The 15,629-nt window shown below is 59.8% G+C and carries 9 protein-coding genes and 2 riboswitches; of the genes, 3 read left to right on the top strand and 6 right to left on the bottom strand.

Annotated features, from left to right (window positions below):
- Window positions 1-20: 20 nt before the first annotated feature.
- Window positions 21-3,731 (bottom strand): methionine synthase, encoded by a 3,711-nt coding sequence (gene metH / locus ACGSLL_RS02455; protein ID WP_394502801.1) that lies wholly within the window; start codon window positions 3,729-3,731, stop codon window positions 21-23.
- A 154-nt stretch (window positions 3,732-3,885) separates the two neighbouring features.
- Between metH and ACGSLL_RS02450 the strand changes: the two genes are divergently transcribed.
- Complete coding sequence (locus ACGSLL_RS02450) at window positions 3,886-6,180, top strand: fatty acid cis/trans isomerase (protein WP_394502799.1); 2,295 nt, start codon at window positions 3,886-3,888, stop codon at window positions 6,178-6,180.
- Window positions 6,181-6,238: 58 nt separating this feature from the next.
- Here the strand turns inward: ACGSLL_RS02450 and ACGSLL_RS02445 are convergent, their stop codons facing one another.
- A complete protein-coding gene (locus tag ACGSLL_RS02445; protein WP_394502797.1) occupies window positions 6,239-10,720 on the bottom strand; it encodes an SET domain-containing protein in 4,482 nt (1,493 codons plus the stop codon).
- Window positions 10,721-10,988: 268 nt separating this feature from the next.
- On the opposite strand from ACGSLL_RS02445, the gene nfuA reads away from it, so the two are divergent.
- Entirely contained in the window at window positions 10,989-11,573 is a 585-nt protein-coding gene (nfuA, locus tag ACGSLL_RS02440; protein ID WP_003225494.1) for a Fe-S biogenesis protein NfuA, read from the top strand.
- A 100-nt stretch (window positions 11,574-11,673) separates the two neighbouring features.
- Here nfuA and cobM read toward each other — a convergent pair whose 3' ends face one another.
- From cobM to ACGSLL_RS02420, 4 genes are all read right to left on the bottom strand, one after another.
- Window positions 11,674-12,420, bottom strand: a complete 747-nt coding sequence (cobM, locus tag ACGSLL_RS02435) for a precorrin-4 C(11)-methyltransferase (protein WP_394502794.1) — start codon at window positions 12,418-12,420, stop codon at window positions 11,674-11,676.
- Between the two features lie 78 nt (window positions 12,421-12,498).
- Window positions 12,499-12,912: a cobalamin biosynthesis protein gene (locus ACGSLL_RS02430; RefSeq protein ID WP_394502792.1), complete on the bottom strand. Its 414-nt coding sequence runs from the start codon at window positions 12,910-12,912 to the stop codon at window positions 12,499-12,501.
- Complete coding sequence (locus ACGSLL_RS02425; RefSeq protein ID WP_394502790.1) at window positions 12,909-13,610, bottom strand: CbtA family protein; 702 nt, start codon at window positions 13,608-13,610, stop codon at window positions 12,909-12,911. Before ACGSLL_RS02425 ends, ACGSLL_RS02430 begins: the two co-directional genes overlap by 4 nt.
- An 11-nt stretch (window positions 13,611-13,621) precedes the next feature.
- Entirely contained in the window at window positions 13,622-13,819 is a 198-nt protein-coding gene (locus tag ACGSLL_RS02420; RefSeq protein ID WP_394502788.1) for a CbtB domain-containing protein, read from the bottom strand.
- A 119-nt stretch (window positions 13,820-13,938) separates the two neighbouring features.
- A riboswitch (cobalamin riboswitch) is annotated at window positions 13,939-14,160 on the bottom strand.
- Between the two features lie 85 nt (window positions 14,161-14,245).
- A riboswitch (cobalamin riboswitch) is annotated at window positions 14,246-14,457 on the top strand.
- Between the two features lie 100 nt (window positions 14,458-14,557).
- On the opposite strand from ACGSLL_RS02420, the gene cobW reads away from it, so the two are divergent.
- A complete protein-coding gene (cobW, locus tag ACGSLL_RS02415) occupies window positions 14,558-15,628 on the top strand; it encodes a cobalamin biosynthesis protein CobW (protein WP_394502786.1) in 1,071 nt (356 codons plus the stop codon).
- The last annotated feature ends 1 nt before the right edge of the window (window position 15,629 follow it).

The following is a 15,629-nucleotide window of genomic DNA, read 5'->3' as shown; positions in this document are numbered from 1 at the left end:
TCCCGGGTCCGTGGCGGGTTTCAGTTGTCGTAACCCAGGTTCGGCGCCAGCCAGCGTTCGGTCACGCTCAGGTCCTGGCCCTTGCGCGCGGTGTAGCTCTGCACCTGGTCCTTGTCGATCTTGCCCACGGCGAAATACTGCGCCTGCGGATGGGCGAAGTACCAACCGCTGACCGCCGCCGCCGGGAACATCGCGTAGTGTTCAGTGAGGAACACGCCGCTGCGTCCGGCGCGCATTTCGGCCGCTTCAGGATCGAGCAGGGCGAACAGCGCAGCCTTCTCGGTGTGGTCCGGGCACGCCGGGTAGCCGGGGGCAGGGCGGATACCGCTATATTGCTCTTTGATCAATGCTTCGTTGTCGAGCGTTTCATCCTTGGCGTAACCCCAGTGTTCTTTACGCACCTGCTGGTGCAGCCACTCGGCGCACGCCTCGGCGAGACGGTCGGCCAGGGCCTTGACCATGATCGAGTTGTAATCGTCGCCTGCGTCCTGATAAGCCTTGGCGACTTCTTCGGCGCCGATACCGGCGGTGGTGATGAAACCGCCGACGTAGTCGGTCACTTCGCTGTCCTTGGGCGCGACGAAGTCGGCCAGCGAGAAATTCGGCTTGCCGTCGGTCTTGATGATCTGCTGGCGCAGGTGATGCAGTTTCGCCAGCGGCTGGCCGTCATCGCCGTACAACTCGATGTCGTCGTCATGCACCTGATTGGCCGGCCAGAAACCGAACACCGCGCGGGCACTGATCAGCTTCTCGTCGATCAGCTTGGCGAGCATTTCCTGCGCGTCCTTGTACAGTGCGGTGGCGGCTTCACCGACCACTTCGTCTTCGAGGATGCGCGGGAACTTGCCGGCCAAGTCCCAGGAAATGAAGAACGGTGTCCAGTCGATGTATTCCGCCAGCACCTTGAGATCGATGTTGTCGAGCACTTTGCTGCCAGTGAAAGTCGGCTTCACCGGTTGGTAATTGGCCCAGTCGAACTGCGGCTTCTTGGCGATGGCGGCGGCGTAGCTCAGGCGCTCGGTGCGGGCGCTGCGGTTCGAGGTGCGCTCACGCACATCGATGTATTCCAGACGGGTTTTCTCGACGAAACCGGCCTTCAGTTCCTTGGACAGCAACTGCGTCGCCACGCCCACCGCGCGCGAGGCGTCGGTCACGTAAACCACGGCATCGTTGCTGTACTTCGGCTCGATCTTCACCGCGGTATGCGCTTTGGAGGTGGTTGCGCCACCGATCATCAGCGGCAGATGGAAGTCCTGACGCTGCATCTCCCGAGCCACATGGACCATTTCATCCAGCGACGGCGTGATCAGGCCGGAGAGGCCGATGATGTCGCATTTTTCTTCCTTGGCAACCTGGAGGATTTTTTCCGCCGGGACCATTACGCCGAGGTCGACGATGTCGTAGCCGTTGCAACCGAGCACCACGCCGACGATGTTCTTGCCGATGTCATGCACGTCGCCCTTGACCGTAGCCATGAGGATCTTGCCCTTGGCTTCCGGTTTGTCGCCTTTTTCCAGCTCGATGAACGGGATCAGGTGCGCCACGGCCTGCTTCATCACCCGCGCGGATTTCACCACTTGCGGGAGGAACATTTTGCCTGCGCCGAACAGGTCGCCGACGATGTTCATGCCGGACATCAGCGGGCCTTCGATCACTTCGATCGGCCGCGCAAACGACTGGCGCGATTCTTCGGTGTCTTCGACGATGTGCGTGGTGATGCCCTTGACCAGTGCATGCTCCAGACGCTTGTTGACGTCCCAGTTGCGCCACTCTTCGGTCTCGGCTTCCTTGACGCTGCCATCGCCCTTGTACTTGTCGGCGATGGCGAGGAGGGCGTCGGTGCCGTCCGGCGTACGGTTGAGGATCACGTCTTCAACGGCGTCGCGCAGCTCTTGCGGGATCTGGTCGTAGATCTCCAGCTGGCCGGCGTTGACGATGCCCATGGTCAGCCCTGCGCGGATCGCATACAGCAGGAACACCGAGTGGATCGCCTCGCGCACCGGGTTGTTGCCACGGAACGAGAACGACACGTTGGATACGCCGCCCGAGCTCAGGGCGTACGGCAGTTCATCGCGGATGTAGGCGCAGGCATTGATGAAGTCGACCGCGTAGTTGTTGTGTTCTTCGATGCCGGTGGCCACGGCGAAGATGTTCGGGTCGAAGATGATGTCTTCGGGCGGAAAGCCGACTTCGTTGACCAGAATGTCGTAGGAGCGTTTGCAGATTTCCTTCTTGCGCCCTTCGGTGTCGGCCTGACCGGCCTCGTCGAAGGCCATCACCACCACCGCCGCGCCGTAGCGCTTGCACAGTTTGGCGTGGTGGATGAACTGCTCGACGCCTTCTTTCATGCTGATCGAGTTGACGATGCCCTTGCCCTGAATGCATTTGAGGCCGGCTTCGATCACTTCCCACTTCGACGAGTCGATCATGATCGGCACGCGCGAGATGTCTGGCTCGCCGGCGATCAGATTGAGGAAGGTCACCATGGCCTTCTTCGAATCGAGCATGCCCTCGTCCATATTGATGTCGATCACCTGCGCGCCGGCCTCGACCTGTTGCAGGGCGACCTCCAGCGCTTCGGTGTAGTTGTCTTCACGGATCAGACGGGCGAATTTGGCCGAACCGGTAATGTTGGTACGTTCGCCAACGTTGACGAACAGCGAGCTGCGGTCAATGGTGAACGGTTCCAGACCCGAGAGACGGCACGCCTTGGGAATGTCCGGAATCTGCCGCGGCGCGTAACCGGCAACGGCTTTGGCGATGGCTTCGATGTGCCCCGGCGTGGTCCCGCAGCAACCGCCGACGATGTTGAGGAAGCCGCTCTGGGCGAATTCTTCGATGACTTTGGCGGTTTGCGACGGCAGCTCGTCGTATTCGCCGAACTCGTTCGGCAGGCCGGCGTTCGGGTGCGCGGAAACATGGGTGCTGGCCTTGTTCGACAGCTCTTCCAGATACGGCCGCAGTTCACTGGCGCCGAGCGCGCAGTTCAGGCCCACGGAAATCGGTTTGGCGTGGGCCACCGAGTTCCAGAACGCCTCGGTGGTCTGCCCCGACAGGGTCCGCCCGGACGCATCGGTGATGGTCCCGGAGATCATGATCGGCAGTTCGATGTGCAGTTCTTCGAACACGCCCTGCACGGCGAAAATCGCCGCTTTGGCGTTGAGGGTGTCGAAAATGGTTTCGATCAGGATCAGGTCGGCGCCGCCCTCGATCAGGCCTTTGGTGGCTTCGGTGTAGTTCTCCACCAGCTCATCGAAGGTGACGTTGCGGTAGCCGGGGTTGTTGACGTCAGGCGACAGCGAGCAGGTGCGGCTGGTCGGGCCGAGTACGCCGGCAACGAAACGCGGCTTGGCCGGGTTTTCGGCCGTCTTGGCGTCGGCGACCTTGCGGGCCAGGCGTGCGCCTTCTACGTTTAACTCGTAGGCCAGCTCTTCCATGCCGTAATCGGCCATGGAAATACGTGTGGCGTTGAAGGTGTTGGTTTCGAGAATGTCGGCACCGGCGTCGAGATAAGCTTTCTCGATGCCGCCAATTACGTCCGGACGGGTGATCACCAGCAGGTCGTTGTTGCCCTTGACGTCACTCGGCCAGTCGGCAAAGCGCTTGCCGCGATAATCCTGCTCTTCGAGCTTGTAACTCTGGATCATCGTGCCCATCCCGCCGTCGAGAATCAGGATGCGCTCTTTAAGGGCTTGCTTGAGAGCTTGAAGGCGGACGCTGCGATCGGACATGTGGACTACTCGAAAAGACCATTACGAAGGAGCGGGATCATAACAAACCTGTGCGCTTTTGGAGCATGTCGGGTTTTTTCATGAATATCGCTCATGTTGGTACGGACGTCATAACGGTAGAATCGCAGCCTTTTTTACAATCGGGATCAGCAGCATGTCGTACCGCGTCATCAGTTTCATGTTGCTGTTCCTGAGCGGCGTTGCTGCAGCGCAGACGCCTGCGACCTCGTCCCCGATCAGTTACACGCGCGATATCCAGCCGATCTTCACCGAGAAATGCGTCGCCTGCCACGCCTGCTATGACTCGGCCTGCCAGTTGAACCTGGGCAGCGGCGAAGGCGCGGCGCGTGGCGCGAGCAAGATGCCGGTCTACGACGGCGAACGCACCCAGGCGGCACCCACCACTCGTTTGTTCTACGACGCCTTCGGCAAACGTGCCTGGCAGCAGAAGGATTTCTATTCGGTGCTCGACGCCCAGGGCAGTCAAGCGGCGCTGATGACGCGCATGCTCGAACTTGGCCACAAAACCCCGCTGACGCCGAACGCCAAACTGCCGCAAGAGATTGTGCTGGGCCTCAACCGCAGCAATCTGTGTGCGATGCCCGCTGAATTTGACGCTTACGCCGGGGCGCATCCCAAAGAAGGCATGCCGCTGGCGGTCACCGGGCTGACCGACCAGCAATATCAGACGTTGCAGCGCTGGCTGGCGTCCGGCGCGCCGATCGATGAGCAGGGGCTGGCGCCGAGCGCCAAAGAGGCGTTGCAGATCGTCCAGTGGGAAAACCTGCTCAATGCCCCAGGGGCGCGGCAGAGTCTGGTCGCGCGCTGGCTGTTCGAGCACTGGTACCTGGCGCACATCCATTTCAAGGATGGCGAGCCGGGGCATTTTTTCCAGTGGGTGCGTTCGCGCACGCCGACCGGTCAACCGATCGATCTGATTGCCACGCGTCGGCCCAACGACGATCCGGGCACACAGGTGTATTACCGCTTGTGGCCGGTGCAAGGGGTGATCGTGCATAAGACCCACATCACCTATCCGCTGAGCGCGGCGAAGATGGCGCGGGTCAAAAGCCTGTTTTACAGCGGTAACTGGCAGGTCGATGCGTTACCCGGTTATGGCCCGCAGAGTCGCGCCAACCCGTTTGCCACCTTCGAAGCGATTCCGGCGCAGGCGCGCTACCAGTTCATGCTCGATAATGCTGAATACTTTGTCCGTACGTTTATTCGCGGCCCGGTGTGCCGTGGGCAAATTGCGACCGACGTGATTCGCGACAACTTCTGGGCGCTGTTCCAGGCCCCGGAACATGACCTGTACATCACCGACCCGCGCTATCGCGGCCAGGCCACGCCGTTACTGGCGATGCCGGGGCAGAACGATGACGTCGGCAGTGTCCTGAGCCTGTGGCGCGATTATCGAAACAAACGTAACGAATATGAGGCACTGCGCCGCGACAATTACGCCGAGATTCCGGCGCCGAGCTGGTCGACCCTGTGGGCCGGCAACGACAACGCGCTGTTGAGTATCTTCCGCCACTTCGACAGCGCAGCGGTGGTCAAGGGCCTGATCGGCGATGTACCGCAGACGATGTGGTTGTTCGACTATCCGCTGCTCGAGCGCACCTATTACCAGTTGGCGGTCAACTTCGATGTGTTCGGCAACGTCTCCCATCAGGCGCAGACGCGTTTGTATTTCGACCTGATCCGCAACGGCGCCGAGCAGAACTTCCTGCGCCTGATGCCGGCCGACTCCCGTGAGGACTACCTCGACGATTGGTATCAGGACGGCGGCCAGTTCAAGATGTGGCTCGATTACGAAGCCATCGATGACGACAAGCCGACGGCATTGAAACTCGATGAAAAGGATCCGAAACGCGACTTCGCGATGCAATTGCTGGCGCGTTACGGTGATCTCAATGCGCGGCCCGATCCGATCAACCGTTGCGATGGTGCTTATTGCTCGCGGCCGAACATCGACCCGGCGCTGCAAGATGCCGAACAGGCCTTGAGCCGTCTGGCCTCACGCCCGGCAGCCGGCATGAAGGTCATCGATCAACTGCCGGAAGCGACCCTGCTGCGCATTGAAACCGCGGGTGGCAAACGTGAGGTGTACAGCCTGCTGCGCAACCGCGCACACAGCAACGTGGCGTTCCTGCTCGGTGAATCGCTGCGCTACCAGCCGGGGCTGGACACGTTGACGATCTATCCGGGTGTGCTGACCAGTTACCCGAACTTCATCTTCAATGTCCAGGCGGAGCAGGTACCTGCATTTGTCGATGCCATGGACAATGCCAGGGATGCCAATCGCTTCGAGAAAATCGTCGAACGCTGGGGCATCCGTCGCAGTCACCCGCAGTTCTGGTTTTATTTCCATGATCTGAGCCAGTACCTGCACGAAACCGACCCGGTGGAAGAGGGCGTGCTGGACATGAATCGCTACGAGAATCTGTGACCACCCAATGACGCAGGCATGTGCCTGCGTCGTTAGCCACGTCAACGCTGAGCAACGCTCATGTCGGGTCGGGCGCTGACCCTACGCCAGCGGGCTTGAAGGCTTTCCAGTACTCAGGCCCGTAATCGAGAAACAGCTCGGTGCCTGCCGGGATCTTTTCCCAAGCGAGCAAAAACACCATGTACTTGCCGACGCAGATCGAGCCAACGTTCTCCACGCCGATGTTGGCCTGGCCGGGGACGTTGACGGCGTTGATCATGCTTAACAGGTTGCTGTTGCCATGGCCGCTGACGGTGGCGTTTTTCGTCGCCGTTGCGTACAGGAACGATCTGACCTTTTCCGTGGATTTATCGAGTATTTCGGCACGCACCGATTTTGCGCTGCGGTGCAGTTTGCCGGTGTAAGGGCCAAGTACATCGAACGGTTCGATATCGACTTTGGCGAACACGGACAAACCCCGTTCCGGGCCATCGAGCGGCCGCCTGAGTTCGAATCGTTCAGTCAACCGTTCGTGATGACGGCCTTCCTCGGCGATCCATTCATGGATGTCCTCGGTAATTCTGCGGGTCATTTCCTTGAGTCGGGCGCCGTGGAAATCGGCGAGAAAGCGGTTGGTTTCGGTGATGGTGATTTTTTCGATCGGGCCTTCGAGTTTGTGCGTCAGGCTGACTCTGACGTCCGTTGGATCCTGGAGAATGGGGGCATTGTTGTTGATATGGTGACCGAGCGAGGGCGTTGAATCCGCTACGGAAACTTCGTCTGCAACAGGACTTTCCAACCGGCGGCGCTTTGAATTGCCAGTCGTGGACGGCGATGGCTGCCCTGTGTCGCCGGGCGGTTCCGGTGGGCGGGATCTTTTCGCAGTTGCAGCAGGAAGGGATTTGCGTGCGTGCATGACCTCTGGGTCGGAAGCCGCCAACAACTGCAGGCACTCGTTGACGGCACTTCTCAATTGGCCTTTGTCATTGACGAAGGTTGACCAGAGTACGGGGTCGAGATTGTTGTCATCGAGAAACGTACTCATGGTGTCGGCAGATCCGCTTGCGGTGTAACGCATGCGCCATTGCTCAATGTGCGCGGCGGTCAGAGGGTTGAAAGCCTGGTTGCTGGCATACTTTTCCAACACTTTTCCCGGCGCTCTGAAGGTGCCATCGGCGTTGACGTGGGCGATGAAGTCCTGCGGGTCAAGATTGTGCGTGGCGGCGAAACCTTCGCGAGTGAGGGTTTTACGGGTATCCGGGGGCATCGTGCGCCAATCCCGCAGATGTTCGTAGGTAATGATCGTACGAGCGGTGTCGACCCGGTCGAGTATTGCCTGTCCCAGCGGTTTCAACGGGCTTTGGGTGTGAACGAATTGCCTGAAGGCGGCGGGATCCAGCCCATGTTTTTTCGCAAAGGCTTTCAGGGTGATGTCGAGCATCTGCTCGCTGAACCGGCTCCATTTTTGCAGGTGCAAGGGCGTTGTGACGTTCGGATCATCAGGCGCACCGCCTTTGACCCGGATTTCCCGGGTGTACCAGTGACCGGGTTGCACCGACGACAGATTGATCGACACGTCACGGTTGTTTTTCGGATTGACCAGCACCACCGAAAAGCTGTTTTCCCCGGTTTGCGCGGTCTCCTGAATGAATCCATAGGAGTTTTCACGTATCTGGTAAACGGCGACGGTCCCGCGCTGATCGATGTTGCAAATGAACTTCTGATTGTATTCGGGCCGGAAAAAAATGCCCCGCGAGTCGGCTTCAAGGCCGGAAATCCAGTGCGGTTCAACTGCGTAGGGACGCAATAACGGACTGTTGTTGCTCATGACCGTTACGGGCTCGCGATAGCGCGGGCCGAACGCCTGGTTCGACAGGGCATCAATGAGCCGATAGTCCGTCGCATCGACGCTGCCAACGTTGCGCATCGCAATATTGGCAATTCCCTCGACCGTACACAGCCGATCACCAAGCTGGCGCGGGGTCCAGGTGTTCGGGTCGACTGCGATCAGATGCTGAGCGCTGACCGTGCCGTCGCGCAACTGCGCAATGCCCAGGCGTGCCTGACGCATAGCTGCCGCGCCGAGCTTGCGCAGAGTAAAGCGACCTAGCCTGAGCAATCCCGACACCGCTTCCAGCGGGTTGAGTTCGCGCAGCGTCGAGATCAGCAGGGTTCGCGTCAGGATGGCGAATTTTGGCAGGGCGAGGCGCATGCCGATCCTGCCCGCCTGGCTGACCAGGCGAGTACAGCCGGCGAGATATTTTCCGATGGGCAGGGCAAACGAAACGATGTCGGTAAACAGGCCGAGCCCACCGCGCTCGATACGTTGCGGGTCGCCGGACGCCAGATCGTCAATGGCGCCCCAGAAAGGCACGAACATCTTTCCCCAGAAGGAGATGTCTTCGAGGAAATCCCTGCCGATATCGGTGCTGCGCGTGGCTTTGCGGGTGTCCTCGAGCATGGCCGATTCATCTTTATAGAACAGTTCGCGGGCGATCATGGCTGCCAGTTCTTCCGCGCGGGCTGAGGTCAGGTTATTTGCCGCGAAGGGCAGGGTGCGAGTCGCAACATCGGGGGCGCGTTGCTCAATGGCAACTGCGGCGAATTTTTCGCCGACCTGCTCCATGATCAAGGTGGCGTGCTGATGCGCTCTGGGTTTCGAACCGTCGCGGTAGGCTTCCCAATCAAAGGGCATCTCAGTGCCTTTTCTGAAGGCGCCGCGGCTGGTGCGGCTGCTGGAACCGACTTTCTCGACCTTGATCTCGCCGCCGACTGGCAGCGCATCGATGTCTTCGCGCAGGCGCACAACCCCCGCACGCGGGAAGACTTCTATGTAGCGGGCCGTTGCCGGATAGACCGGATTGACCATGCGCAGAATGAACCCGCAGCGGCCGCGCACTGCGTCGGTGTTGGCTTTGTTCTCATGTTCGACCTGCGTGTCGTTGAGTGGCAGGCGTAACGAGTAAACGGTCACTTCGTCGCGTTCAAGATCACCGCGACAGGCGGGCAGGTATTGGGCGAGCAATGTCTTGATCAAGGACTTGTAGGCAGCTCTTGGCGTGCCCAGCCAGGCATGAAACGCCTGGTCATACGCTGCGTCCGATGCGTAGCGAAAGCGGCTCGGCGGACTGAGCACGAGGTTTTTCAGGGCATCGAGCATTTCTTGCTCATGCTTTTCCAGCGTGCTCAACGCCAGCTCAATTTCACTGGTCGGGTAAGCCGTTTGACGTGTAGCGAATAACCCCATCGCCGCTGCCCACTCCACCGTTGGACGGACTTTGGCGGCGGCAACCAGCCGCTGTTGCTCGATATCGCTGGCGAATGCCTGAAAGTGCTCTGCCGGTAGATTCAGCAACTGTTCGAACGTCATATGTCGGGATGAGCCGGGCGCGATCGATTCGGCGAGAATAAAACCACTTTTCAAATTGACCCAGGCACTGGACGTGGCGTACGGCAGTTCGTCGGGAATATCCTGAACCCATACTTCGCTTGCTACGTTGCTTCGCATGACAGCCACCGCCAACAAAGCAATGGGCCGTTCGACGTGAAGTGATCGTTGAAATTCTTCGATCAATGATTTGTGTATGGACGAATAACTACAACCGGGCTCGATCAATATCTGCAATTCGTTTTGATAGTTACCGTGCGGGCCCGGTTTGATACTCAGCCAAAGCGCTCGCCACAACAGCTTCGTCAAAACGTTGGCTGGGCCATCTTGCTTGTTCTTTGCGGCGTACCAATTCAGTTCCCTGGCAATACGTTGCGCCAGTTGCAGGTTATCGGCCGACTGCAGGGCTGTTTCCAGAAGTGCTACCGGCGTGGTTTGGCTCAACGTTTCAAATTTGCCATTGGGATTCACCGGTACGACATTTGCCAGCAGGCAGCGTGATGTTTCGGCTTCGATTTGGCGGACAACCCGCATGATCGTTTCGTCGCTTTCAGCGCTGAACAAGTGTTCGAAGTCGCTGACGGGACCGTGATGCCCGAGCAACCATAACGCGCGATGCTCAATCAGGTTGTTCAGCACGCGCTGCCAGTCGGCATGTTTGGCGGGACGCCCGGGAACCAGCGCGTAATACGCCAGCACCAGGTCGAAGCGCACGGAACCGTCACTTTTAAGCCCGTTGCCGACCTTGCGGTAGATATCCAGCAAGACATCAACGTCGATGGACCAATAGACAGGAACATCTCTCAGCGTTACCGAGTGACCGGCGATCGGGAAAACTTCCGCAGGGTCAGGTGTTGGTGTCTTCGTGGAACTCAACTGAAAGGACAGAAAGTCGTACAGGAAGTCGGTGCCCAGCAACGATTGATCGTTCGTGGCTGGCGTAGAAAGGTGGGTTATGAAATCTTCGTCTGACTCCAGTTTTTTCAGGACACGAAAGGCTTCCTTACACTCGCGCCCCAATTCAGAGGCGGCGGGCGGGTAGTAATAGAGTTCGCTGGCATCCGTGTTGAAGTTGTCGTCGATGAGCCCATGCAGGTAGCTGATCAGGTGGTTGAGATCCTGCAATCTGCGAGGTGGCGTCTTGTTGTAAAAGCTTGATAACGAGGTAGACATTCAAGGCCTTTGAACCGTAGCGGCTGGAAAAATAGTCGAAGGCCTTGAATATAGGGGGGCGGAAAACCGGCTGAGGTATACATATATATGGGTGCGAATGCGCTTCGGTTTCCATTTGTTAACGGCGCACCAACGATCAAGCGCCCAGCCGTCGCCGTCGGCAGCTTGCGGGCGAGGGCATACGCCCGGCTTTTTCCGACAAAAATACTGGGACTTTGTCCCGCGCGCCGATTGGCGTAAACTGCGCCCAAGCCTGCGAGGAGTTTCCATGACCGCTATTACCATTACCGACGCCGCCCACGACTACCTGGCTGATCTGCTGTCCAAGCAGAACACCCCGGGCATCGGCATCCGCGTCTTCATCACCCAGCCTGGCACCCAGTACGCCGAGACTTGCATTGCCTACTGCAAGCCGGGCGAAGAAAAACCTGAAGATACGGCGCTGGGGCTGAAAAGCTTCACCGCTTATATCGATTCGTTCAGCGAAGCGTTTCTCGACGACGCCGTGGTCGATTACGCCACCGACCGCATGGGCGGCCAGCTGACCATCAAGGCGCCAAACGCCAAAGTACCGATGGTCAATGCCGACAGCCCGGTCAACGAGCGCATCAATTATTACCTGCAAACCGAAATCAACCCGGGGCTGGCCAGCCACGGCGGTCAGGTCAGCCTGATCGATGTGGTTGAAGACGGCATTGCCGTGTTGCAATTCGGTGGCGGTTGCCAAGGCTGCGGCCAGGCAGACGTAACCCTGAAGGAAGGCATCGAGCGCACCTTGCTCGAGCGCATCCCTGAGCTCAAGGGCGTGCGCGACGTAACCGACCACACGCAGAAAGAAAACGCCTACTACTAAGGCGTTCGCTGCGAACAGAAAAAACGGCGCCCCGTGAGCGCCGTTTTTTTATGCCCCCGCTTCACCCAAGGTGGGAGCGAGCCTGCTCGCGAAGAGGCCATCAAGGGCGATAAAGATGCGCATGCCCCGCCCGATACAACGACGACTCACTGAACACCTCACTCCCCAGCACCCGCCCGACCAGAATCAGCGCCGTACGCCGAAAGCCTTTCGCTGCAACCTTTTCGGCAATGTCCGCCAGCGTGCCCACCACCCAGTCCTGATCGGGCCACGTTGCCCGATGAATCACCGCAATCGGGCAATCCGCACCGTAATGCGGCAACAATTGCAGAATGATCTTTTCCAGATGATTGACCCCCAGGTGAATCGCCATGGTTGCGCCATGCTGGGCCAGATTGCCCAGTTCTTCGCCGGCCGGCATCGCGGTTTTATCGGCATAACGGGTCAGAATTACGCTTTGGGATACGTCCGGCAAAGTCAGTTCGGCACCGAGCAACGCGGCACAGGCTGCGGTGGCGGTAACTCCCGGAATGATTTCGAACGGAATATTCAGCTCTCGCAAACAGCGGATCTGCTCACCGATAGCGCCATACAGGCTCGGATCGCCGGAATGTACCCGGGCGACGTCCTGGCCGTTGGCATGCGCGGTGTTGATCAGCTCGATGATCTGCTCAAGGTGCAACTCGGCACTGTTGACCACGGTTTGCGCCTGATGCCCTTCGAGCACCGCTGCAGGCACCAGCGAGCCTGCGTAAATGATCACCGGACATTGGCGGATCAAGCGTTGGCCTTTGACGGTGATCAATTCCGGGTCGCCGGGGCCGGCGCCGATGAAATAAACGGTCATCGTTGAATCCTTGAAGAAGAAGCGCAACAACTCTTCAGATGAAGATTGTTCATGATGGACGGTGGGGATTATCGAGATTTACGCGGCGCCGGCCAATGCCAGAGTGGCTTGAGCGTATTTTTGTCGGCTGATCAGCAGCTTTACCGGTGCCTGCAGCAGTTGTTCGGCAAGCGCCAGCGCCGCGCTTTCCGCTACGCCATAACAACCGGTGCGTTCGTAAGCAATCTGCGACTGGTGGCTGAGCATGGATTGATAACCGGCCAGTTCGTCACTGCTGAAGTACAACAACGGCAGTGCCAGTTGCGCGGCCAACTCTTGCAGGCCCGGTTCGTCGCGCTTCAAGTCGATGCTGGCCAGGGCCTTGATCGAGCGCAGCTCAATGCCGTGCGCCTGCAAGGCCTGGTCGAGTAACGCACGCAGCGTGCTGACCGGACAGCCGCGCTGGCAGCCGAGGCCGACCACCAGCGGCGGCTCTGCGCGGTCAGCGCTCATGCGTGGTAGTGGCCGTCGCGGTTGCGGCGGAACAACCATGCGCTGATCAGGCCCAGGGCCAGCCAGAACGCCACGTTGGTCAATTGCGAAGCGATTTTGAATTGAGTTTCCAGCGCTTCGGGCGCGAGCATTGAATGCACCAGTGGTTGCGGCGCGCCGATCACATGCGGCACCGCGAGAATCGCCACGCCCAGCAACTTCATCAGCCAGTGCCGGCTGAAGGCGATCAGCGACAGGCCGACGGCGGTCGAGGCCGCGGTGGCGATCCACCACGTCTGCCGCGACGCCAGATCTGCCGCCGCAGTGCCCGGCAATTCCGGCGGCAGGCCCAGGGTCGGCGCCAGCACGAACGTGGCATAACCGGCCAGCCCCCAGAGCAAGCCTTGCGCGGCGGAGCGCGGCGCACGCAGGGTGTACAGGCCCGCCAGTATCAGGGCGAAACCGACCGCCACCACCAGATTGCCACCGGTGGTCGAGACGACACGCTGCCAGCCGTTTTCCGGCTCCCAGGCTTCGCCATCGTGGCTGTGCGCCGCGGTGCCGGCCGCGTGTTCGTGGACTTCAGTGGCCGGTTCGGATTTTTCATAGGTTTCAGCGTGAAGAATCAACGGCGAGACCCAGAAGCTTTGCAGCAGTGTGAGCAGCAGGGCGGCCAGCAGGCCGCTGAAACCTGCGGTTTGCGCGATTCGCTTGATCATGTCGGAAGGTCTCAGTGGCAAGGAAACGCAGCGCTGTGACGGGTATCGTGGGCAGCGTTGTGCACCGCTTCGATATGCGAGAAACCGGCGAAATACACCAGGCCCGCGCCGAGAATCGAGGCGAAGGCGGCGGCGATCAGGCGTTGGCTGAGGGTGGTAGTGCTGGCGATTTTGTCCGTGTTGCTGTCGGTGCTGCTGATGATCGACATGGCGCTTCCCTATGGAGTGTCAGGGGCGGTCGAACGCATGCGAACCCTGCGTGACAGACGCGCAGAAGTACGAACAGCGCCCGCCCACCGCGGGTTTGTTATGTCCAGTGACGCCGATTGCGCACTGTGTGTTGCGGGCCGGTCTCCGGGCTCACGAGGGGTTGGCGCCTGGCCGACCTGCAAGCGTCACCTTCCCATGCCGGGTTGGCACAGTGGTTTTGACGCTTCGCTCGCTTACCGTTGCGGGGGCAGCACCGGACTGACATGGCTCTGAGTAAAGCACATGATTCACCGGTTTCCCGTTTCACCCCGTGAGGGGCACCCGTAACAAGGCGTACAGGAGAGCATGTGGGTGGGCTTGAGTCAATTTCCGGGCGGTAGCGAATATCCAGGAAACCAAAGCATTGACCCATCACCAAGCCATGCGTAGCCTTGCGCCTTCGAGGTTCTTCGGCATCTGTCGAAGCTAAGAAGGGAACGCGGTCAAAGCCGCGGCTGCCCCCGCAACTGTGAACAGTGATGTTCGCTGCCACGCCACTGCCAGCTCGGTCCACGAGCCCGCGGGAAGGCGCAGCGAACGCCAGGCTCGGCGCCTGAACACTGTCAGCCAGGAGACCTGCCTCGTCACAGATTCTCACTTTCAACCGGGCGGGGTGATCCGGTGGCGAATACTTCCGGCGCGCATCCGCGTGGCTGGTTCTCGTCCCGTGTGCCCGCCGCTTGCCAAAGGGCATACCGATGAAAACACTGGCCAAACTCCCTGTCACCATCGTCACCGGTTTCCTCGGTTCGGGCAAAACCACTTTGCTGCGGCACATGCTCGACAACGCCCAGGGCCGGCGTATCGCGGTGATCGTCAATGAGTTCGGCGAGCTGGGCATCGACGGCGAAATCCTCAAGCAATGCACCATCGGCTGCACCGAAGAAGAAGCCAGCGGCCGCGTCTACGAACTGGCCAACGGCTGCCTGTGCTGCACGGTGCAGGAAGAGTTCTTCCCAGTGATGCGCGAACTGGTCGCACGACGCGGCGATCTCGATCACATCCTTATCGAAACTTCGGGCCTGGCCCTGCCCAAGCCGTTGGTGCAAGCCTTCCAGTGGCCGGAAATCCGCAGCGCCTGCACCGTTGATGCGGTGATCACGGTGGTCGACAGCCCGGCCGTGGCCGCCGGCACCTTCGCCGCATTCCCGGATCAGGTTGATGCGCAGCGTAAACTCGATCCGAACCTCGATCACGAATCGCCGCTGCACGAATTGTTCGCCGACCAACTGGCCAGCGCCGATCTGGTGATCCTCAATAAAGCCGACCAGACCAGCCCGGAAGATCTGGCGCGTGTACGTCTGGAAGTCGCCGAAGAGCTCCCACCTGCGGTAAAAATCATTGAAGCCAGCAACGGCCGTCTGCCGCTGGACGTGTTGATCGGCCTCGGCGCCGGTTCCGAAGAGCACATCGACAGCCGGCACAGTCATCATGACCATCATCACGACGGTGATGACGATCACGATGACCACGATCACGACGCCTTCGACTCGATCTCCATCGAACTGCCGCAAGCCGACGAAAGCCTGCTACTCGACGCCCTTACGCAACTGGTGGTGCAGCACGGCATCCTGCGCGTGAAGGGTTTCGCCGCGATTCCGAACAAGCCGATGCGTCTGCTGATTCAGGGCGTAGGTACGCGCTTCGACAAGCATTTCGACCGTCAGTGGGGCGCCGACGAAGCGCGTGTGACGCGTCTGGTGTTGATCGGCCAGGAATTGGACGCAACACAACTCGAAGCGCAACTGCGCGCCGCGCTCAGCGTTTAAG

It is taken from the genome of Pseudomonas retamae, assembly GCF_043496865.1.
Lineage (GTDB): Bacteria > Pseudomonadota > Gammaproteobacteria > Pseudomonadales > Pseudomonadaceae > Aquipseudomonas > Aquipseudomonas retamae.
The sequence above is the reverse complement of the archived record's forward strand: the minus strand, read 5'-3'. Positions and strand labels throughout refer to the sequence as shown.